Origin of the sequence: Enterobacter sp. 302C9 (assembly GCF_034106085.1) — a bacterium.
Taxonomy (GTDB): Bacteria; Pseudomonadota; Gammaproteobacteria; order Enterobacterales; family Enterobacteriaceae; genus Enterobacter; species Enterobacter asburiae_B.
In genome coordinates this window covers 12,927-33,380 of record NZ_JAWNBW010000005.1, presented here as the reverse complement: position 1 = coordinate 33,380, position 20,454 = coordinate 12,927, and the positions used below count along the sequence as shown (strand labels likewise).

The following is a 20,454-nucleotide window of genomic DNA, read 5'->3' as shown; positions in this document are numbered from 1 at the left end:
TCAGACTTCCGCATGACATATTCTGACAGTTTCACGCTTTATCGTGATCGCCATATTTACAGCGGCTTATATCGTTACGTTAAGAGAGAACTGTCATGAGGCCTGAAATGAGCGATTTCACTGAACTGCCGGTCACTGGATTTGTTAAGACCACAACAGCGGTCTACACGCGTAAACAGAACCCCTCGGTATTCTCGCCCGTGGCGCGTGAACTCCCTGCGGGAAGCCAGCTGACGGTGCAGGCTGCGGTGATGGGGGATGCGGTGGAAGGCAACGCGCACTGGTATCGCATTGATGAGGATACATACATCTGGGCGGGGGCATGCACACGGCTAGATCCTTACCCGGCGTTTCCGCCAGGCACGCGAACGAACTGGATGGCGGTGGTGTTCGAGGTACGCTAGGTCCGGTGTAGGTCGGGTTAGGCGAAGCCGCCACCCGACTCAAACACGCCGCGAAAACTTAATCCAGCTTCAGCTCGTCATAATGGGTAATCAGTTTACCCACGATGCCGTAGTCCAGCGCTTCTGCCGGAGACATCCAGAAGTTGCGGTCGGTGTCTTTTTTCACTTTTTCCAGCGGCTGGCCGGTGGCGTCGGCGATCAGCTTGTTCACGCGATCCAGCATGCGGATGATCTCGCGCGCTTCGATCTCAATATCCGTTGCCTGACCGCGCACGCCGCCCAGCGGCTGGTGGATCATAAAGCGGGTATTTGGCAGCGAGTAGCGGTGCTCTTTCTTCGCCGCCAGGAAGATGGTGATCCCGGCGCTCGCCACCCAGCCGGTGCCGATGACGTGCACTTCCGGGCGGATGAACTTGATGAAGTCGTGGATGGTATCGCCCGCTTCCACGTGGCCGCCCTGGCTGTTGATGTACAGCTTGATCGGATCGTTGCTGACGCTTTGCAGCAGGATCATCTGGGTGATGACCTTCTGCGCCAGCTCCTGGTTGATCTCACCGGAGATCACAATCGAACGAGACTCCAGCAGTTTTTGCTGCAGAGCGCCCGCGCCGTTTGACCCTTCCGCTTTTTCCTTGTCGCTATCTTTCAGTGTGTAGTGCATTGTTATTTCCTCAGCTTGTCGCGCTCAAAACCAGAGTGTAGCCTGTTTTACCGGTGAAAGTCCTCACAGACAAATAACGAGGGAGCTTATGAATATTGCCCATGTCGCACTCTGGACCCGCAGCCTGAACGCGCAGGTTCAGTTCTGGGAAACGGTGTTTGGTGGCCGCAGTAACGAACGCTACGTCAGTAAAAATCGTCCCGGTTTCGAATCACACTTTATTACGCTGAATAACGGGCCGACCATCGAGCTGATGACGCTGCCGGATCTGCCCGACGCCCCTGCGCACCCGGAGTTTATCGGCTGGGCGCATATCGCCATCAACGTCGGCAGCAAAGCGCAGGTCGACAGCATGGCCGGGCGTGCACAGGCCAACGGCACGCTGCTCAGCGCCCCGCGCATGACCGGGGACGGCTTCTATGAAGCGGTGATCGCGGATCCGGACGGCAACCGCATTGAGCTTGTGGGTGCATAAAATCAGCGTTTCGTTCCTTAACCGCTCCGGTCACGGATCGCTATACTTCATCTTCATACGGTTATCATATTGTTAAATGATAATGATAGTTAATGTGTTAAGATGAAAGTTAGCATAAACAGTCCCTTACGTAACCGGCGGGATTGTTTGCATCCTCGACATGTAAATCAGCACCGGGGCGGTGAATGGAACACATTGTGTATGTGGTTGATGACGATGACGCGGTCAGGCAGTCCGTGATCGGGCTGCTGGATTCGGCGGACCTGAACGCCGTCGGCTTTTCATCGGCAGAAGCGTTTCTTCAACACCGCTTTGAAGAGCTCCCGTCGTGCGTGGTCCTCGATATGCAAATGCCCGCCATCTCGGGCTTTGAGGTGGCTGACGCCCTAAAGGACAGCGGGCGCGAGATCCCGATTATTTTTCTTACCGGCCACGGCACTATCCCGATGTCGGTGCGCGCCATTAAAGGCGGCGCGTACGAATTTCTCACCAAGCCCGTCGAATCCACCGCGCTTATCGACGCCATTGAGTCCGCGCTTCAGCTGGCGGAACACAATGCCGCGCGCAATAAAGAGCACTACGCCCTGAAGCAGCGCCACATGTCCCTCACCCCGCGCGAGCACGAGGTGCTGACGCTGGCGATAAGCGGCATGCTGAACAAGCAGATTGCCGCCGAGCTGGGCGTCAGCGAGATCACGGTGAAGGTGCACCGCCGCCGCGTGATGGAGAAAATGCAGGTGCGCTCCGTCGCGGAGCTGGTCAGGGCCGTTGAGCGCCTGACCAATAGCCAGCCTGCGGAGTAACCTTTACCCTTCCTGCGCCGCCAGCGGCAGCGCAAACGCGAACACCGTGCCGTACGGCTCCCTGCGGCGCGCGCTCAGCTTCCCGCAGTGACGCTCGATGATGCTGGCGCTGATGGTCAGCCCCATCCCCATCCCCTGCGCCTTGGTGGAGTAGAACGAGTCAAAAATCTGCTCCAGCCGCTCGGGCTCAATGCCGCTCCCGGTATCGGCGATCTCGACGATCACTTTCCCGTCCGCGTTGGCGGTGCTGAGGGTAATGGTGCTGGCGCGATCCTTCACCTCGGCCATCGCCTCTACCGCATTCATCACCAGATTGAGCAGCACCTGCTGGATCTGCACGCTATCGCCGGTGATAAAGCTGTTCTGCGCCTGTAACAGATAATCAACGCTAATGTATCTCTGCTCCAGCTCGCTGCGGGAGAGCGTGATGATATGGTGGATCAGGTAGTGCATGTCGATGCGCGAGAAGGTGGGATCCTGCTTGCGCGTCAGGGACTGGATGCTGCGAATGATCTCCCCCGCCCGCGCGCCTTCCGCGGCGATCTCCTCCAGCCCCTCACGCACTTTATCCAGCCGGGCGGGCTCGCGGTTGAGCCAGCGCAGGCTCGCCCCGGCGTTCGAGACGATCGACATCAGCGGCTGGTTGATCTCATGGGCGATGGAGGAGGTCAGCTGCCCGACGGTGGTGGCCCGGGAAACCCGCGCCAGATCTGCCTGCGCGACCCGCATGGCATCCTCCGCCGCGCGCTGACCGGTGATATCGGTGATGATGCCGTAATACTCGTTCACCTCGCTGCCCACGCCCACCGGATCGCCAATCCCGAGAATGTAGCGCGTTGAGCCGTCGGTACGCTTAACGCGAAACTCCGCGCGCATGGAGAGCCCGTCGCGCACGCTTTGGGTGACGATGGCGCTGATGCGGGCGTAATCGTCCTCATGGACGAAGGTCAAAAACTCCGCCATGGAGATCGTCTTTTGCTGCCCGGGCAGGCCGAGAATGCGGGCGTACTCTTCCGAGACAAACATCAGATCCTGCTCCAGCTCCCAGCGCCAGCTGCCGGTGTGGCTGATCTGCTCGCCGAGCATTAGCGAGGTCTGGCTGGATCGCAGCTCTTTCTCCACCCGTCGGCGCTGGATGTTCTCCGCCAGCAGCTCGGCATACAGCCGCGCCGTCTCAAGGGATACCGCAGCCTGCGCGCCCAGCAGGCTCACCACGCGCGAGTGCTCGGCGGTGAAGACCTCCGGCATCAGGCGGTTTTCGAGGTAGAGCACGCCTACCAGCTGCGCCTGTTTGAACATCGGGACGCACATGACCGCCGCCCCCGAGGTCACCAGATAAGGGTCCTGACTGAAGGGATGGAACTCCTCCGGCCTGCCGGTGCGGATCTCCTGCCCGGTGCGGATCACCGCCGCCAGCACCGACAGCGGCAGGTCGGTCGCCGTCGGCACGTCTTTCAGGATCCGCACCCGCACGCCCTCGGTGCTGGTCCAGGCGCTGGCCTCGATCTCCGGAATCAGGCTCTCACTCACGCGCAGCAGCAGGCCCCGCTGCGCCCCGGCGCGTTCGAGCAGGATGGTCATCAGGTTTTCAATTAAGCGCTCCAGGTTAATCTCTTCCGACAGCGCGCGGGAGGCTTTGATGACGCTTTGCAGATCGCGGATCGTCTCATTTTGGGCGAACGCCACCGTGTCGTAGGCGCTGGCCTGCCCGGAGGCCAGCAGGTGCGGGAAATCCTGCTCCAGCTGGCGCACCTTGGCCTGCGCGCCCGCGCGGCCCCAGGCGGCAATCGAGCCGCGGAAGTGCGCGTCTGAGGCGGTCGGGTAGCCGCAGGACAGCGCAAAGCGGCCCGCCAGCTCGTGGGCCAGAGCGTTGATCGGGTTAAAGCCGCCCTCGCGGGAGAGCCGGACCGCCTTCTCATACTGCTCGAGCGCAATGCTGTTCATTCCGTCCAGACGCACGATTTCGGCGTAAATCAGCGCCTCTTTATCCGCGAACGTGCCGGGATTAACGCGCGCCCAGAGGGCGATTTTGTCGTAGTGGGCGTGAATGCTGCGGCGGTGGTTCGCCGAGAAGGTCTCCGGCGTCAGCTGACGGGAGAGCGCCAGGGCGCTGTAGAGATGGTAATCCAGCAGATGGATGTGGCCCGGCGCAGACCACGCGTACCAGCCCGCCATCTCAAGATCCGCCTGCGCGTCGGCATATTCGCCGCAGGTAAAGTGCGCCATGCCGCGATACAGCCAGTACCAGAACAGCATGGTGGAGTTCTTCTCCGGCGCCTGCTCCGGCGACGCGGGAAGCAGCGCCTCCGGCAGCACCTGCGACGCGGTCCAGGTGCCGATGACCGGCGTTCGCAGAAACTCAACGTAGCCGCGCTGGACCATCAAAATGGTTTCCACGTCCTGGAAGTGGGTTTTACGCACGAACGCCAGGCCGCGATCGATGCTGGTCAACACCCCGTCCAGGTGATCGCCCCGCGAGAGGAAGTTAATCACCTGGTGGCAGGCCGCAAAGCAGGCCATCGTCATATCCCCGTGGGTCACCGCCGAGGTGAAGCAGGCCTTCGCGCACTCGATGGTAAACGATAAAGGCTGGGTCCAGACGCTGAGCTGGTCGAGCGGCAGCAGGGTTTTGGCTTCGAACGCGTCGTAGCCGTGGCGATTGACCAGCTCGCGAGCCAGCGTGCCGTACTGGAACCCAAGGCGATACTCGGCGTAGCGGTGGCCAATCAGCACGCCAAACCAGGCCATCGCCGTGGTGGAGGCGCCGGTAATGCCGTGGTCGAGGGTCAGGTGCATCATGCGGCAGAGCAGCAAAAAGTGCAGGCGCGGGCAGATGAAGCCGGCGCAAATGCTGGCGCTGTAGAGCAGGTTCATCACCGCTTCGGTTTCCGGGTTATCCATCCGCGACAGCTGGGCAAACAGGTTTTGCGGCGCGTCGGCCGTGCGGTTGCAAAAGAGCGTCCAGGCCTCGTCGCAGTCGGCATCTTCCGGATAGCGGCTAATCTGGATCCCAAAAATCCCCAGCCAGCAGAGTGCCGCCTCCAGCGCCAGACGGCTGTCCGACTGGCGAATGTACACCTCCACCAGCAGGTTGGCCGCCAGCGCCTTTTCGGTCAGCCCGCCGGGGCAGCCGAGAATGGCGTCACACAGCTCGCGGGTGCGCTCCAGATGCCCCAGCGCAAACTCGCAGCCCGCCTCTTCGATATCGAGCATAAAGTCCGACACCGTCCCGGCGTTGCCCAGCGCTCTGGCGGTCTGGATATAGCCGAGCGCCGAAGGATAATCCCCCGAACGCTTCGCGCGCCGCGCGGCCAGCAGGCTCAGCTCGCGGAACATCTCGCGCTGCGGGGCGGGCTGGATGCTGTCCAGCGCGGCCGTGACGTGGTGCACGGCGCGGAACAGCAGCTCGTTCCCCGCCGCCTGGCGCGCGGCGTCGGCCAGCAGGCTGGCGGTGGTCAGGTGAATATGGCTTCTCTCATGCCGATCCAGCAGCGCAAAGGCGGCCTCCTGCACCCGGTCATGGGTGAAGGCGTACTTTTTTTCCGCCAGCACGATGAGCTGGGCCATCACCGCCGGGTGCAGCGCATAGCGCATTTCCGCCATCGACATGCCGACCACGCGGCAGATCATCTCCATCTCGCCCGTGCCGCCGAGGCAGGCGATGCTGCCCAGCAGGCGGCGCGTCTCGTCGGGGAGTTCTTCAAGCTGCTCCAGCACCAGGGTGACGAGGTTTTCGGTGTAATGCCTGGCGCGGATCGCCTGCAGATCGTAGTGCCACTTGTCCTGATATTTGTTGTGCACCACCAGGCCGTCATCCACGATGCGGCGGAAAAACTCGTGCATAAAGAGCGGGTTGCCGCCCGTCTTCTCGTGGATCAGCGTGGCGAGGTCGGTCGTCGCCGCGCTGCGGGTGCGAAATACCGTCGCCAGCCAGCGCGCCACCGCTTTCACGGAAAGCGCCTGCGGGACAATCTCGCTCGCGTTTTGCGCCGCCTCCGGCAGGCCTGCCAGCAGCGCCTGCAGGGCGGCGTCGGGCACGGCGCTGATATCCCGGTGGGCCGCGACCACCAGCAGCGGAACAGCGCCGCAGTTCATCAGCAGGTATTTAAGCGTATGCAGGCTGGCGGCGTCGCTCCACTGGAGATCGTCGAGCACCAGCACCAGCGGGCAGCCCTGCGAGGCAAAGGTTTTTACCAGCGCCAGCACCATATGGCTGAAGCGCGCCCGGGCATCTATGGAAAACGTATCGGCCGAGAAGCGCGGCTTGCTCTCCAGCAGTAGGCCCAGCTCGGGCACCAGGCTGACGGCCAGCGCCTCGTGCCCCTCCAGGGCGCGAGACAGGCGGATTTTCCACTTCGCCACCTCCTCTGCGGGCAGCCCCAGCAGGTGCAGCGTCAGGGTGCGGAACGCGGAGCTTAATACGCCGTAGGGCAGCGACGGCGAAAACTGGTCGACTTTGCCCACCGCCAGCAGCACCGTACGCTGCTGCAGCGTTTTAAGCGCCGTCGCGATAATTGAGGATTTGCCGATCCCCGACGGCCCGCCAATTGTCACCAGCTCCGGCACCAGGTTCTGACTCACCCGCTCAAACGCCGCAATAACGTCGTTCGCCTGCGGATGCGTCGCGAACAGGGAGTCCGCCAGATGGATCGCCGGAGTGCGGTCCTGCTGGCCGGGCGTAAAGGCGACGATCTCGCCCTCGCAGGTCAGCGTCGCCTGGCAGCGGCGGAGGTCGGCAATCAGCCCGTCGACCGTCTGGTAGCGGTTATCGGGGTGCTTTTCCAGCAGCTTCAGGATGATGGTCGACAGCATTCCCGGCACGTCCGGGCGGATCGCGTCCGGGGCCAGCGGCGCGGAGGCAATATGGTAGTGCGCCCAGTTGTCCCGATCGTCCTCCCCCAGCTCAAACGGCAGGCGTCCGGTCAGGAGTTCATACAGCACCATGCCGAGGCTGTAGAGATCGCTGCGGCCGTCGACGGGGCGCTGGGTGCGGGTGGTGTGCTCCGGCGACATATACGCGGGCGTACCGCCTGAAACGGCAAGCCGGGTCTGGGTGATGGCATCGGAGAGACTGCTTGAAAGGCCAAAGCTGCCCAGACGGCAGGTGCCGTCGTGATGAACAAAAATACTGCCGGGCTTGATATCGCCGTGGATCAGGTTTTGCAGATGCATCTGGCGCAGGGGAACGCAGATCTGGATAGCCATCTCGAGAAAGCGCGTGATGCCCGAGATCGCCCTGCCCGCGCGCCGCGCCAGCAGCTCAAACGAAAACGGGGCGTACACCAGCGCGAAGCGCCCCCGGTACTGCGTTGACGCAACGGCGCGAATGGCCCAGCTGTCCTGCAGCACGTCGCGCAGCGCAAACTCGTTTTTGAGCAGCCGGGTGGCCCGCTCTTCCTCTTCGTCGCTGACCGCGGTAGCGATAATGAACGAGCCGCCGGAATGAGGATGTCGCGCGTGCATCCAGGCGATTCCGCCCTCCTGCGCCAGCACGGTAAAAATCACATCCTCTTTAAGGACAAAAACCCGCCCCTGGTGAAGATTCCCCAGGGCGGGCCAGAATGCAGGCTGCTCGTGTTCGTTCATCCGCGATCCTTATTGTCGGCGGGCCATCTCCCGCTGAATATGATCCAGCAGAATATCGATGTTAATGGGCTTACGCAAAAATGCAGCGGCGCCCAGATCAAGAGCGTACCGCTGCATATTTTCATCAGCATGACCGGAGATAAAGAGCACGGGCGGAGGCGGTACGGCCAGCAGCCGCAGCTTTTCAAACAGCTCCAGGCCGCTCATGCCCCGCAGCTTGATGTCGGTGATCACCAGCGCCGCACCGGACAGGGCGAAAGGATGGCTCAGAAACACCTCTGCCGAATCAAACGTATCGGCGGCATAGCCTTCCGACTCCAGGAGATTACTCAGCCCGCTGCGGACGGATCGTTCGTCATCAATGATGGCAATGCGCCACGGCAGCGTCATGCTGTCTTTCCTCTGGTAAATCATTAAACGTCGCGATCGTCCTTCGCGGGCGCAGGGGGCGCCGTGCCGCTGATTTTCGGCACGCATTCGTGACGAAACCAGGCGAGGGTAAGCGGTTCGCGACTCAGTAAACGCCGTCCCACCGGGATGAGCTGCTCGCCCACCAGCATGCCAAACAGACCAAGCAGGGCGACAACCGGCGGTGCCGGGGAATGCACGTCGAGCAGGGCGTAAATTACCCCAGCAACCACGCCGCACACCAGCGAAATTATCCATGCTTTCATGACGACGCTCCCGTCTGCGAGTTGACCTGCGGAACGGTCACCGGAGGCGGCGGCGTGCCGTCGCGGGATAACAGATGTCGCGTCGCCTGTTCACCCGCCAGCATCCCCAGCAGGCCAATCAGCGCCAGCGCGGGCGGCGCGGGGGAGCGCACCTTCAGCACGGCATACATCAGGCCAATCAACACGCCTGCCGCAAGGGATATCAGCCCAGTACTCATTATGAACTCCAGAGAAAGAGGCAGCGGCGAGCCGGATGAGGGACCAGCCCGCCAGCGGAACTTAGCGTGCCGGGACCGGCGCTAAGGTGCGGTGCTCGCTCTTCTGGCGAGACGGCGCTTTGTGCACCATGGTGTAGGCGTAATCGACGCCCATGCCGTACGCGCCGGAGTGCTCGCGCACGATATCCATCACCGCGGTGTAGGTCTCTTTACGCGCCCAGTCGCGCTGCCACTCCAGCATCACCTGCTGCCAGGTGACCGGGATCACGCCCGCCTGGATCATGCGCTGCATCGCGTAGTCGTGGGCTTCTTTGGAGGTGCCGCCGGACGCGTCCGCCACCATATAAATTTCGTAATCGCCTTCCAGCATCGCGCACAGGGCAAAGCTGTTGTTGCACACTTCGGTCCACAGGCCGGCAACCACCACTTTCTTCTTGCCGTTGGCCTGCAGCGCGTCGCGCACCTTCTGGTCGTCCCAGGAGTTCATGGAGGTACGCTCCAGAATGTCCTGGCCCGGGAACACGTCCAGCAGCTCCGGATAGGTGTTACCGGAGAAGCTTTCGGTCTCAACGGTGGTGATGATGGTTGGAATGTTGAACACCTTAGCCGCTTTCGCCAGCGCCACGGTGTTGTTTTTCAGCACCTGACGGTCAATAGACTGCACGCCAAACGCCATCTGTGGCTGGTGATCGATAAAGATTACCTGACAGTTCGCAGGGGTTAACACTTCGAGCTTTGAAGAGGTCATAGCATTTTCCAGTGGTTAAGGGTGAAATCGCCGCGAGCGCCGCGACGATAAAGACACCCTCATCCTGCGGTTTTCCGTCCCTGCGCGTAATTATCTCTTCGTATAGTTAACCTTAGGTATAGTTATACTTTGGTATACCTATCCTATTGTATAACTGGATCTTTGCCGAAACCGGTTCCCATAATCCTGACCATTCCCCTCTCAGTCAGGAGCAGTTTATGGTTACCCTTGGTAAAGCCGATCTCATTCTGGTTAACGGCCAGTTTCACACCGTCGATCGCGAGAACCCCGTCGCGGAAGCCGTTGCCGTGCGCGACGGAAAATTTCTGGAAGTGGGTACCGTCGCCGAGGTGATGCAGCACCACTGCGAAGGCACCAAAGTGGTCGACTTAAAAGGCCACACCGCCATCCCCGGCCTGAACGACTCGCACCTGCACCTCATTCGCGGCGGGCTGAACTACAACCTTGAGCTGCGCTGGGAAGGCGTGCCGTCGCTGGCCGACGCCCTGCGGATGCTGAAAGAGCAGGCTCTGCGCACGCCGTCGCCCCAGTGGGTGCGCGTGGTGGGCGGCTGGACCGAGTTCCAGTTTGCCGAGCGCCGGATGCCGACCCTGGACGAGATCAACGACGCCGCGCCGGACACCCCGGTCTTCATCCTGCACCTGTACGACCGCGCCCTGCTCAACCGCGCCGCGCTGAAGGTGGTCGGCTACACCAAAGACACGCCAAACCCGCCGGGCGGGGAGATCCAGCGCGACGCCAACGGCAACCCGACCGGGATGCTGATTGCCCGTCCGAACGCCATGATCCTCTACGCCACGCTCGCCAAAGGGCCGAAGCTGCCGCTGGAGCAGCAGGTCAACTCCACGCGCCAGTTCATGCGCGAGCTCAACCGTCTGGGGCTGACCAGCGCCATCGACGCGGGCGGCGGCTTCCAGAACTACCCGGAAGATTACGAGGTGATTGCCGAGCTGCACGAGAAAAAGCAGATGACCATCCGCATCGCCTACAACCTGTTTACCCAGCGTCCGGGCCACGAGCTGGAAGACTTTGAAAAATGGACCGACATGCTCACGCCGGGCCAGGGCAGCGACTTCTTCCGCCACAACGGCGCGGGCGAGATGCTGGTCTTCTCCGCCGCCGATTTTGAAGACTTCCTCGAACCGCGCCCGGACCTCGCGCCGGGCATGGAAGACGAGCTGGAGCGCGTGGTGCGCCATCTGGTGGAGCACCGCTGGCCGTTCCGCCTGCACGCCACCTATAACGAATCCATCAGCCGCATGCTGGACGTCTTCGAGAAGGTGAACCGCGACATTCCGTTCAACGGCCTGCACTGGTTCTTCGACCATGCGGAAACCGTTACCCAGGCCAACATCGACCGCATCAAAGCGCTCGGCGGCGGCATTGCCGTGCAGCACCGCATGGCGTTCCAGGGCGAGTACTTTGCCGAGCGCTACGGCATCGAAGCCACCCGCCACACGCCGCCGGTGGCGAAAATGCTCGAGACCGGCGTGCCGGTGGGCTTAGGGACGGACGCCACCCGCGTGGCGAGCTACAACCCGTGGACCGCGCTCTACTGGCTGGTCTCCGGCCGCACCGTCGGCGGGATGCAGATGTACGACCATAGCGCCCGTCTGGATCGCGATACCGCCCTGATGCTCTGGACCCAGGGCAGCGCGTGGTTCTCCAGCGAGCAGAATCAGAAGGGGCAGATCAAGGTCGGCCAGCTCGCCGACCTGGCCGTGCTGAGCAAAGACTTCTTCCGCGTGCCGGAAGAGGAGATCAAGGGCATCGAGTCCGTCCTGACCGTGGTCAACGGCGACATTGTGTACGCCGCAGGCGCTTTTGGCCCGCTCGCGCCGCCGGCCATTCCGGTCCTTCCCGAGTGGTCCCCGGTGGTGAAGGTACCGGGCCACTACCGCAGCGCGCCGCCGCAGGCCGCCCGCGTCGGGATGAGCGCCATCCATCACTGCAGCGGCCCGTGCGGGGTTCACAGCCACCAGCATGATTTCGCCCGCACGTCAGAGATGCCGGTGTCCGACGATAACGCTTTCTGGGGGGCGCTGGGCTGCAGCTGCTTTGCATTCTGATGAAAAACACCTTTACTCCGCCCCGGGTCGACCTGGGGCTGTTCTTCCTGCGCCTGACCGGCAGCCTGCTGCTGCTGTACGTGCACGGCCTGCCGAAGGTGCTGCACTTAAGCGAAGAGCTGACGCGCATTGAAGATCCATTCGGCTTCGGGCCCTGGGCGAGCCTGATCCCGGCGATTGTCGCCGAGGTGATCTGCCCGCTGTTTATCATTGCGGGCGTGTACACCCGCCTGGCGTGCCTGCCGATTATCGCCGTGCTGCTGGTGGCGATGCTGGCGGTCCACCCGAACTGGTCGATTGCCGAAGGGCAGTTTGGCTGGCTGCTGATGATTATCTTCATCACCCTCGCCCTCACCGGGCCGGGCCAGTGGCGGCTGCAGCGTAAGGCTACGGAGAGGTTCGCATGACCCAGGTTAACGACGTTCGCGACGCCCATGTCGAGACGACGCCCGCACCGACGGTTTCGCCCTGGCAGCCGCTGAGCCAGCCGGTGTTCCGCATGCTGTGGATCGCCACGGTGGTCTCTAACGTCGGCTCATGGATGAGCGACGTTGGCATCAACTGGAGCATGCTGACCCTGAGCGCCGACCCGCTGGATATCGCGCTGGTGCAGGCGGCCAGCAGCCTGCCGATGTTCCTCTTCGCCCTGCCGTCCGGGGTGATGGCGGACATCGTCGACCGTCGTAAATACCTGCTCTTCTCCCAGCTGTGGGTGTTCATCGCCGCCGCCGGGCTGACGGTGCTCTCCTTCACCGGACACGTCACCCCCGCCGTTCTGCTGGTGGCGACGTTCCTGCTGAGCGTGGGCGCGGCGATGAGCTCGCCGCCGTTCCAGGCCGTGGTGCCCGATCTGGTGAGCAAGCCGGAGCTGGGCGCCGCCGTGGCGCTGAACTCGCTGGGGGTGAACATCAGCCGGGCGATTGGCCCGGCGCTGGGCGGTTTTCTGCTGTCGCTCGCCGGGCCGTGGATGGTGTTTGCCCTGAACGCGCTGTCCGTGGTCGGCGTGGCGTGGGTGCTGTGGCGCTGGCGTCCGGCACCGTCCATACAGCGCCTGCCGCCGGAGCACTTCTTCTCCGCGGTGCGCTCCGGCATCCGCTACGTGCACGCCGCGCCGGTGCTGCGCAACGTGCTGGTGCGCACCGTGGCCTTCTTCGTTTTCGGCAGCGCGGGCTGGGCGCTGCTGCCGCTGGTGGCGCGCCGCGAGCTGGGCTTAGGCTCGGCGGGCTACGGCGTGATGCTGGCGTGCATTGGCCTGGGGGCGATTGCCGGGGCCATTCTGCTGCCGCGCCTGCGCCAGCGGCTCGACGCCGACCGCCTGATGGTGGCCGCCAGCCTGACCTTTGCCCTCACCATGCTGGCGCTGGCGTTCGTGCGCCACGTCTGGCTGCTCAACCTGTTTGAGTTCTTCACCGGCTTCGCGTGGATTGCGGTGCTTTCAACGCTGAACCTCGGCGCGCAGCGCAGCGCCGCCCGCTGGGTGAAGGCCCGCGCGCTGGCGGTGTACCTGACGGTGTTCTTCGGCTCGATGACCGCGGGCAGCGCCATCTGGGGGCAGATCGCTTCCCGCTTCGGCACCCCGACCTCGCTGGTGGTCGCCACGCTGGGGATGGTGCTGGCGAGCGCGACGGTGTTCCGCTGGAAGCTGGGGAAAGATCCGGATCTGAACCTCGACCTGAGCGGCCAGCCGCTGGACGGCGTGGAGATCGATCTGCCCAACGAGCGCGGCCCGGTGCTTGTATCGCACGAGTACATCATCGACCCGCAGAACACCAAGGCCTTCCTGGAAGCCGTCCACGAGCTGCGCCGGGTGCGCCGCCGCGCCGGGGCGATGAGCTGGGCGGTATACGAGGATATTGAGCGTCCCGGCCTGTTTATCGAGACCTTCCTGATGGGCTCGTGGATCGAGCATCTGCGCCAGCAGGAGCGCCACACCATGAATGACCTCCTGCTGCAGAGCCGCGTTCTGGCTTTTCATCAGGGCACAACATCACCGGCAATTCGCTACCTGGTCGCGCCGGTATAACCATAACCATCACCTGCACAGGAACACACTATGACAACGTTTAAGGCAAAAGACGGCACGCAGATTTACTACAAAGACGGCGGCGCGGGCAAACCGGTTCTCTTCAGCCACGGCTGGCCGCTGGACGGCGACATGTGGGACAGCCAGCTGAACTACCTGGCCGAGCACGGCTTCCGCGCCATCGCCTTTGACCGTCGCGGCTTTGGCCGCTCGGATCAGCCGTGGAACGGCTACGACTACGACACCTTTGCGTCCGACATCAACGACCTGATCACCACCCTGGACCTGCAGGACGTGACGCTGGTGGGCTTCTCCATGGGCGGCGGCGACGTGACCCGCTACATCAACAACTACGGCAGCGCGCGCGTGGCCGGTCTGGCGCTGCTGGGCGCGGTGACGCCGATCTTCGGTAAATCCGACTCCTTCCCGCAGGGTGTGGATCAGAGCGTGTTCGACGGCATTCGCGACGGACTGCGTAAAGATCGCGCCCAGTTCATCAGCGACTTCGCGACGCCGTTCTACGGCATCAACGCCGGGCAGACCGTCTCTGCCGGTGCCCTGACCCAGACGCTGAACATCGCCCTGCTGGCGTCTTTGAAGGGCACCATCGACTGCGTGACCGCGTTCGGCGAAACCGACTTCCGCCCGGATATGGCGAAAATCGACGTGCCGACGCTGGTGATCCACGGCAGCAACGACCAGATCGTGCCGTTTGAAAGCACCGGCAAGCTGGCGGCAGAGATGATCAAAAACGCCACGCTGAAGGTGTACGACAACGCGCCGCACGGCTTTGCGCTGACCCACCAGGACCAGCTTAACGAAGACCTGCTGGCGTTTGTGAAGTCGCTGTAATGCTTTAAAAGCGAAGCCTGATGGCGCTTCGCTTATCAGGCCTACAAGGGCTGGTCCTGTAGGCCGGGTAAGGCGCAGCCGCCACCCGGCGCTTTCGCAGACGCGTTCCGCTCCGCCAGCAGCCGACAAATCTCCGCGTGCTTCTCCTCGGTAAAGGTAAAGCGTGACATAAACACGATTCGGATCAGCGACCCTATCGCCGGCAGCAGGCAGATCCCGAAGAACAGCCCCGACAGCACGCCTTCGCTCTGGATTTGCGCCTGCGGCACGTAGCCAATCATCGTCAGGAACACGCCGATTAACCCGCCGCCCACCGCCACCGACATCTTGCCGGTAAAGGTCTGGCCGGAGAAGGTGATCGCCGCGCAGCGCTTGTGGGTGTGGTACTCCGCGTACTCGATGGTGTCGGCGATCATCGACGAGGTGAGGATGTTGGTCATCATCACGAACAGGGTGCTCAGGCCGAGCAGAATAAACAGCATCGTTACCTGCTGATACCCGACAAACCACATCACCACGCGCACCGCCACGTCCAGCCCGCAGAGGATCATAAACAGCTTCCGCTTCTGCATCCGGCGCGTCAGCATCGGGGCGACCAGACACAGCACCGCCGCCACGATCCCCATCACGCCAATCGCCATCTGCAGGCTGCCGTCACCCAGGTTGTTGATAAAGAAGTAGATATACAGCCCGCCCGCCACGTTATGAAACACGCAGAAAAAGAACGACAGCAGGACGATAAACAGCGGCTTGTTCTGGCGCAGGTTGTGGAAGGTGTCGCGGATGGTCACCTTTTCCGGGCTCGGCGGCACGCGCTCTTTGATCTGCATAAAGCCGTTGAGCATCAGCGGCAGGCCCACCAGCATCATCACCAGCGCCGCCATAAAGTAGCCTTTATCGTTGCTGTACTGGGCGAAGAACGCCGCCAGCTTCGGGAAGAAGATGTTGGCGCAGGCAATCCCCGCGTTGACCCCAAGCATCGCCGCCGTCACCGCGCGGGTGCGCTGGGCGGAGTCGTTGGTCATCACCGACGACATCGACCAGAACGGGATATCGGAGATGGCGTACAGCGTCCCCCACAGGATGTAGGTCACCCCGGCGTAGAGAATTTTGGTGGTCATGTCCGCTTCGATTTTATAGAACGACAGCAGCGTGACGCCGGTGATCAGCAGCGGGGCGATCAGCAAAAAGTGGCGAAACTTGCCGAACCGGCTGTTAATGGTGTCCATAATGCTGGCAAACAGCGGATCGTGAACCGCGTCCCACGCGCGGGCAATCAGGAAGATGGTGCTCGCCGCCAGCGCCGAGATCCCCAGCACGTCGGTGTAAAAATAGTTAATAAACGAACCCACTAAACCAAAGCTAAAACACTGACCTAAACCATAGCCAAAATAAGACCACAACTCGCGAGACGGTATTTTCATTGTCATTGCCATTGATATATGCCTGCCTGGTTGCCCGGCGGTCGGCCGCCGGGTCGATATTATTAGCCCTTAACTTTCGGGGCGATCTTGCGCAGCTGCTGCATTAATGCGATTTCACGGCGCGAGAACGGAATGCCGTTCTCCTCGAACACGTCGTGGAACCAGAGGCGGCAGTAGTCCGTGGACTCCTTCATCACCACCGGCCACGGCAGCCACGTCTGGGTTTTACCGCGCACCAGCCCCCACTGGTACGGCGCGACCTTCGCCGCGTACATCAGCGGAAGCTGCTCTTCGATGGTGCTGCCCACGTGGCGCGCCAGCCATTCGGTGCAGAACAGCGGGCGACCGAGCTTTTGCAGCTGCTGGATAATCGCCGTCATCCGCCCCGTGTGGGTGTAGGCGTGGAAGCTCACCACGTCCGAGAGCGCCAGCGCGGTCTGGTCCAGCGGATGCTGGAAGAACGTCTCGCCCTCCTCTTCCGGCGGCAGACGCCACGCGCAGACGGTGAGCGGCTGGGTAGGGTCTTCTTCACGCACCCACTGGAACGCCAGCTTCATCAGCGCGTGGGCGCAGGTCTCCAGCTTCGCGTCGTACTGCACCTCCTGCGTGCCGGTCGTAAAAATGCCGCGGTTGCCCGGCTCGTTATACAGATCCCACAGCAGCACGCGCCTGTCGTCGCGGAACTGGCGGACAACGTCGCGGATATAGCACTCAATGTCTGCCCAGCAGTCGGGATCGCACACCTTGTCGCGCCCCGGGCTCGCCGCCGCCTGGCTGTTGTGCTTGCCCGGCACGGGCGGCTTTTGCGGGCCGAGGTACGGCTCGTCGCCGGAGAAGCCGCAGTCGTCCATCAGGGTCAGCATGGTGCTGAACCCGCGACCGTCGGCAATCGTCAAAAAGCGGTCGATGCGCGCCATCAGCCCGTCGCGGTCGTGCTCCCAGACGATAAACGGCAGGTTGATGCGCAGGGTGTTGTAGCCCGCGTCCGCCGCCCAGCCCAGCTCTCGGTCAATCGTCCCGGCGTCGAAGGTCTCTGCCTGCCATATATCGGTCCAGTTCACCGCCGTCGACGGCAGATAGTTAAACCCGCACAGCCAGCCTTTTTGCTCATACCACGCCTGTGCCTGCTCCCTGCTCCACTGCTCTTTCATTACGCGTCCTCTTACTGATAATATTTAGCTAATAAATATTAGTTGCAGGATAAATGCGCAAATCACGGCGTTTAGAAAAGCGATGCCCCTCACAAAGTTCGCGCTTCGATGAATGAGAAACGTGATCGACGGCGCGTAAGCGTGCGGTTAGGGTATGATGCGAATTCGCGAAAGGGAGAGGACGGATGAAGCGAAAAACGAAAGTGACGATGAACGATATTGCGCGGGCGGCAGGGGTGTCGCAGGCGACGGTATCGCTGGTGCTTAACCAGTCCCGCAACATCAAGCTCAGCGACGACACCCGCCAGCGGGTCATTGGCGTCGCTACCGAGCTCGGCTACGACCGCCTCCCCGCCGTTCACGCCCCGCGCAACCAGGAAGAGATCGCCCTGCTGGTCAGCTCCATGCAGAGCTTCGACCCGTTTATCGACGCCATCAGCCAGGCGCGGGAAGCTGCGTGGCGCAACGAGACCCTGCTCACCGTCTACGACTACGGCGACGACATCGAGCTGGCGCTGAACATCATCCGCCAGCTGGAGAAGCGCAACTGCATCGGGATTATTCTCGCCTCACCGGTCACCACGCTGGTGGACATGACGGCGTTCCAGGACTGCACCCGCATCCCGCTGGTGCTGCTCAACCAGCGCGACCCCGGCTCGCCGCTGCTGCCGTCGTTTATCCCGGACGACTACGCCAACGCCTTCCAGGTCACTAAACACCTCATCGCCTGCGGGGCCACGCGCATCGCCCACATCACTGGCGAGAGCTGGATGGAGGCCTCGCGCCAGCGTCTGGCGGGCTACCAGGCGGCGCTGCAGCAGGCCGGACTCGCGTACGAAGACGACCTGGTGCGCCAGACCAACTGGCAGTTCAGCGAGTCCTTTACCGCCACTACTTCCCTGCTGGAACTGGCCGAGCGCCCGGACGCCATCTTCTGCGCCAGCGACTGGCTGGCGATTGGCTGCTATCAGGCGCTGGCGGTGAACGGCGTGCGCATTCCGCAGGACATGCTGCTGGCGGGCTACGACGACCAGAAGATCTCCGAGCAGCTCACCCCGCCGCTGACCAGTATCCAGCTGCCCTACAGCGAGCTGGGGCGGCTGGCGGTGGAGTACCTGTGCAATCAGGAAGATGCCGCCACGCACGTGACGCTGGCGGGCAGGCTGAAGGTGCGCGCCTCAAGTCTCGTCTGAGGTAAACACCATGCCCGCATAGGGCTTCTCGCGACACGCCGCCAGCCGCGCGGCGAGACTGCCCACATGCAGCTCCAGCTTGTGACCGTCCGGATCCAGAAAATAGAACGACGCCCCCTCGCTTTTGTTCTGCTTCCAGACGGTGACGCCCGCCTGTTCAAGCCTGTGCGAGAACGGTTCAAAATCCGCTTCCGCCACGGTAAACGCGTAGTGGCTGTAGTCGCTCTCCTGCGGCGGCACGTACCGGCGCGCCTCGTCGTACGACAGGCAGACCCACAGATCGCCGCAGGTGAGATAGGCCCCGGTATTCCAGCGGGCGTGCAGCGCAAGCCCCAGCAGCTCGTGCCAGAAGGTGACGCTTTTTTGCAGGTCGCTGACCGCGAGGGTCAGATGGTTGAGTGATTGCAGCATGACGTGCCCTTTTGTTTTTCGCGCCGGACGTGGTACGGTAAAGAGATGAACATAAACCACGCCGTGCTCACCGTAAACCGCTGGTGGCTGCCTTCTTAAAGGCGGCACGGAGTTGTTTTCCCCATTTTCAGATAGCCGCCGAAAGGCGGCTTTCTCACATCTAAGACCCCTTTCGGCAACTGCCCATTAAGGAGTCTTTATGAACGCACCCACCATCCTCACCGGCGACCGCCCAACCGGCCCGCTGCATCTTGGCCACTTCGTCGGATCGCTGCGCCAGCGCGTGGCGCTCCAGCAGACGCACAGCCAGTTTGTGCTGATTGCCGACCTGCAGGGGCTGACCGACAACGGCAGCAACCCGCAAAAGATCCGCGACAACATCCCCGAAGTGCTGGCCGACTACCTCGCCGCCGGCATCGACCCGAACCTGACTACGATCTGCCTGCAGTCCGCCCTGCCCGCCCTCGCCGAGCTGACGATGCTGTATATGAACATCGTCACCGTTGCCCGCGTGGAGCGTAACCCGACGGTGAAAAACGAGATCGCGCAGAAGGGTTTCGCCCGCTCGCTGCCGGTCGGGTTTATGGCCTACCCCATCAGCCAGGCGGCGGACATCACCGCGTTTAAGGCCGAGTGCGTGCCCGTCGGCGACGACCAGCTGCCGATGATTGAGCAGACCAACGAGATTGTGCACAAGATGAACAGCCTGCTGCCCGCCCCGGTGCTGCGCCACTGCAAGGCGATACTGAGCGACACCAGCCGCCTGCCCGGCATCGACGGCAGCGCCAAGATGTCGAAATCGCTGGGCAACACGCTGCACCTTTCGGCCAGCGAAGAGACGATCCACCGTGCGGTCAGCGCCATGTACACCGACCCGAACCACCTGAAGGTGAGCGACCCGGGGCAGATTGAGGGGAACGTGGTGTTTACGTATCTCGACGCGTTTCATCCGGACAAAGCCAAAGTGGCGGCGATGAAGGCGCACTATCAGGTAGGCGGGCTTGGGGACCGGGTTTGCAAGAACGAGCTGGAGGGGTGTTTGCAGGAGCTGATTGGGCCAATGCGGGAGCGGAGGGCGATGTATATGCGGGATAAGGGGGAACTGATGGCGATTCTGAAGCGCGGGACGGAGCGGGCGCAGGGGGTGACGCAGGCGACGTTGAGGGAGGTGAAGGTTGGGCTGGGGGTGCCGGTGTTTTGAGGGCGATATAAATAATAACCCCGGCGCAGGGCCGGGATATTTATCAGGCGTTGCGCTTAATCACCGGAATATCGCCGGTGTCATTTAATGCACCCGGAAATGTTTTCAGCCACTGCGCGACTTTCTGCTTATTTATATTCACCACACTCATACCTTCCAGGCATCCCCATAATTCTCTTGTATGCTGCGGCGTAATCACAATGCAGTCTTTCATGGCGCGGATTTTTACGGGCATACCGTTGATAAAACCTGCACGGTTCAACCAGTCGCCGCCCAGCAGAAGGTATTTCATGTCGATGCGCGCATACAATTCGCAGCAGGCGGCACTGTCCTGTGGCGTTTCCGCGCGGGGATGGACGGGTGCCACGTTAGGCTGGTTGCCGTGCAGTCGGCGGGCGCTGTTTTTGCGTACCAGCTCGCGGTTTTCAATCATGCCGGTGAAAGCGTCTGATTCTGTTTTGCAAACAGTAAACTCTGACTTAAAATTCGTCGCAGCCATTTTCAACTCCATTCTAGTTGGTTGTGGTTAGCGGTATGGGG

19 protein-coding genes are annotated in these 20,454 nt (G+C 62.2%); 9 read left to right on the top strand and 10 right to left on the bottom strand.

Annotated elements, in window-relative coordinates; translation table 11 throughout:
* Window positions 1-107 precede the first annotated feature (107 nt).
* Entirely contained in the window at window positions 108-404 is a 297-nt protein-coding gene (locus tag UR289_RS11685) for a hypothetical protein (protein WP_033144527.1), read from the top strand.
* A 58-nt stretch (window positions 405-462) separates the two neighbouring features.
* On the opposite strand, the gene UR289_RS11680 is transcribed toward UR289_RS11685, so the two are convergent.
* Window positions 463-1,065: an ATP-dependent Clp protease proteolytic subunit gene (locus tag UR289_RS11680; RefSeq protein WP_023310243.1), complete on the bottom strand. Its 603-nt coding sequence runs from the start codon at window positions 1,063-1,065 to the stop codon at window positions 463-465.
* A gap of 88 nt (window positions 1,066-1,153) precedes the next feature.
* Between UR289_RS11680 and UR289_RS11675 the strand changes: the two genes are divergently transcribed.
* Both UR289_RS11675 and UR289_RS11670 read left to right on the top strand, forming a co-directional pair.
* On the top strand, window positions 1,154-1,540 hold the full coding sequence (locus UR289_RS11675) for a VOC family protein (RefSeq protein WP_320710184.1): 387 nt from the start codon (window positions 1,154-1,156) through the stop codon (window positions 1,538-1,540).
* A gap of 185 nt (window positions 1,541-1,725) precedes the next feature.
* Window positions 1,726-2,343 (top strand): response regulator transcription factor, encoded by a 618-nt coding sequence (locus UR289_RS11670; RefSeq protein WP_032660951.1) that lies wholly within the window; start codon window positions 1,726-1,728, stop codon window positions 2,341-2,343.
* 3 nt (window positions 2,344-2,346) lie between these two features.
* Here UR289_RS11670 and UR289_RS11665 read toward each other — a convergent pair whose 3' ends face one another.
* The 5 genes from UR289_RS11665 to UR289_RS11645 all read right to left on the bottom strand — a co-directional run bounded on the left by UR289_RS11665 (window position 2,347) and on the right by UR289_RS11645 (window position 9,569).
* On the bottom strand, window positions 2,347-7,929 hold the full coding sequence (locus UR289_RS11665) for an ATP-binding protein (RefSeq protein ID WP_320710182.1): 5,583 nt from the start codon (window positions 7,927-7,929) through the stop codon (window positions 2,347-2,349).
* Window positions 7,930-7,938: 9 nt separating this feature from the next.
* On the bottom strand, window positions 7,939-8,319 hold the full coding sequence (locus UR289_RS11660; protein ID WP_033144522.1) for a response regulator transcription factor: 381 nt from the start codon (window positions 8,317-8,319) through the stop codon (window positions 7,939-7,941).
* Window positions 8,320-8,342: 23 nt separating this feature from the next.
* The gene (locus UR289_RS11655) at window positions 8,343-8,603 is read right to left on the bottom strand and encodes a XapX domain-containing protein (protein WP_010427264.1); all 261 of its coding nucleotides are present in this window, start codon (window positions 8,601-8,603) and stop codon (window positions 8,343-8,345) included.
* A complete protein-coding gene (locus UR289_RS11650; protein ID WP_217072126.1) occupies window positions 8,600-8,821 on the bottom strand; it encodes a DUF1427 family protein in 222 nt (73 codons plus the stop codon). The genes UR289_RS11655 and UR289_RS11650 overlap by 4 nt, the downstream gene beginning before the upstream one ends.
* 61 nt (window positions 8,822-8,882) lie before the next feature.
* The gene (locus UR289_RS11645; RefSeq protein ID WP_023334356.1) at window positions 8,883-9,569 is read right to left on the bottom strand and encodes a hydrolase; all 687 of its coding nucleotides are present in this window, start codon (window positions 9,567-9,569) and stop codon (window positions 8,883-8,885) included.
* Window positions 9,570-9,787: 218 nt separating this feature from the next.
* Between UR289_RS11645 and UR289_RS11640 the strand changes: the two genes are divergently transcribed.
* The 4 genes from UR289_RS11640 to UR289_RS11625 are packed head-to-tail and all read left to right on the top strand — an operon-like array spanning window position 9,788 to window position 14,534.
* Window positions 9,788-11,659 carry an amidohydrolase gene (locus UR289_RS11640; protein ID WP_087823592.1) on the top strand — a complete coding sequence of 624 codons (1,872 nt, stop codon included), beginning with the start codon at window positions 9,788-9,790 and terminating at the stop codon, window positions 11,657-11,659.
* Window positions 11,659-12,066, top strand: coding sequence for a DoxX family protein (locus tag UR289_RS11635; protein ID WP_167819506.1), 408 nt, complete (start codon window positions 11,659-11,661; stop codon window positions 12,064-12,066). The genes UR289_RS11640 and UR289_RS11635 overlap by 1 nt, the downstream gene beginning before the upstream one ends.
* On the top strand, window positions 12,063-13,682 hold the full coding sequence (locus UR289_RS11630; protein WP_320710178.1) for an MFS transporter: 1,620 nt from the start codon (window positions 12,063-12,065) through the stop codon (window positions 13,680-13,682). Before UR289_RS11635 ends, UR289_RS11630 begins: the two co-directional genes overlap by 4 nt.
* Before the next feature lie 30 nt (window positions 13,683-13,712).
* Window positions 13,713-14,534 (top strand): alpha/beta hydrolase, encoded by an 822-nt coding sequence (locus UR289_RS11625; RefSeq protein WP_320710177.1) that lies wholly within the window; start codon window positions 13,713-13,715, stop codon window positions 14,532-14,534.
* A gap of 41 nt (window positions 14,535-14,575) precedes the next feature.
* On the opposite strand, the gene UR289_RS11620 is transcribed toward UR289_RS11625, so the two are convergent.
* Together UR289_RS11620 and UR289_RS11615 are read right to left on the bottom strand one after the other, a co-directional pair.
* Window positions 14,576-15,970 (bottom strand): MFS transporter, encoded by a 1,395-nt coding sequence (locus tag UR289_RS11620; protein WP_320710176.1) that lies wholly within the window; start codon window positions 15,968-15,970, stop codon window positions 14,576-14,578.
* A gap of 50 nt (window positions 15,971-16,020) precedes the next feature.
* On the bottom strand, window positions 16,021-17,109 hold the full coding sequence (locus tag UR289_RS11615; RefSeq protein ID WP_320710173.1) for a cellulase family glycosylhydrolase: 1,089 nt from the start codon (window positions 17,107-17,109) through the stop codon (window positions 16,021-16,023).
* Between the two features lie 185 nt (window positions 17,110-17,294).
* Here UR289_RS11615 and UR289_RS11610 point away from each other — a divergent pair, with 185 nt between their 5' ends.
* On the top strand, window positions 17,295-18,302 hold the full coding sequence (locus tag UR289_RS11610) for a LacI family DNA-binding transcriptional regulator (protein WP_205916053.1): 1,008 nt from the start codon (window positions 17,295-17,297) through the stop codon (window positions 18,300-18,302).
* Here the strand turns inward: UR289_RS11610 and fosA are convergent.
* Window positions 18,288-18,713, bottom strand: a complete 426-nt coding sequence (fosA, locus tag UR289_RS11605; RefSeq protein ID WP_320710170.1) for a FosA/FosA2 family fosfomycin resistance glutathione transferase — start codon at window positions 18,711-18,713, stop codon at window positions 18,288-18,290. The genes UR289_RS11610 and fosA overlap by 15 nt on opposite strands.
* 199 nt (window positions 18,714-18,912) lie before the next feature.
* On the opposite strand from fosA, the gene trpS reads away from it, so the two are divergent.
* The gene (trpS, locus tag UR289_RS11600) at window positions 18,913-19,914 is read left to right on the top strand and encodes a tryptophan--tRNA ligase (protein ID WP_320710168.1); all 1,002 of its coding nucleotides are present in this window, start codon (window positions 18,913-18,915) and stop codon (window positions 19,912-19,914) included.
* A 43-nt stretch (window positions 19,915-19,957) separates the two neighbouring features.
* Here the strand turns inward: trpS and UR289_RS11595 are convergent, their stop codons facing one another.
* Window positions 19,958-20,413, bottom strand: a complete 456-nt coding sequence (locus UR289_RS11595) for a SymE family type I addiction module toxin (protein WP_320710167.1) — start codon at window positions 20,411-20,413, stop codon at window positions 19,958-19,960.
* Window positions 20,414-20,454: the final 41 nt, after the last annotated feature.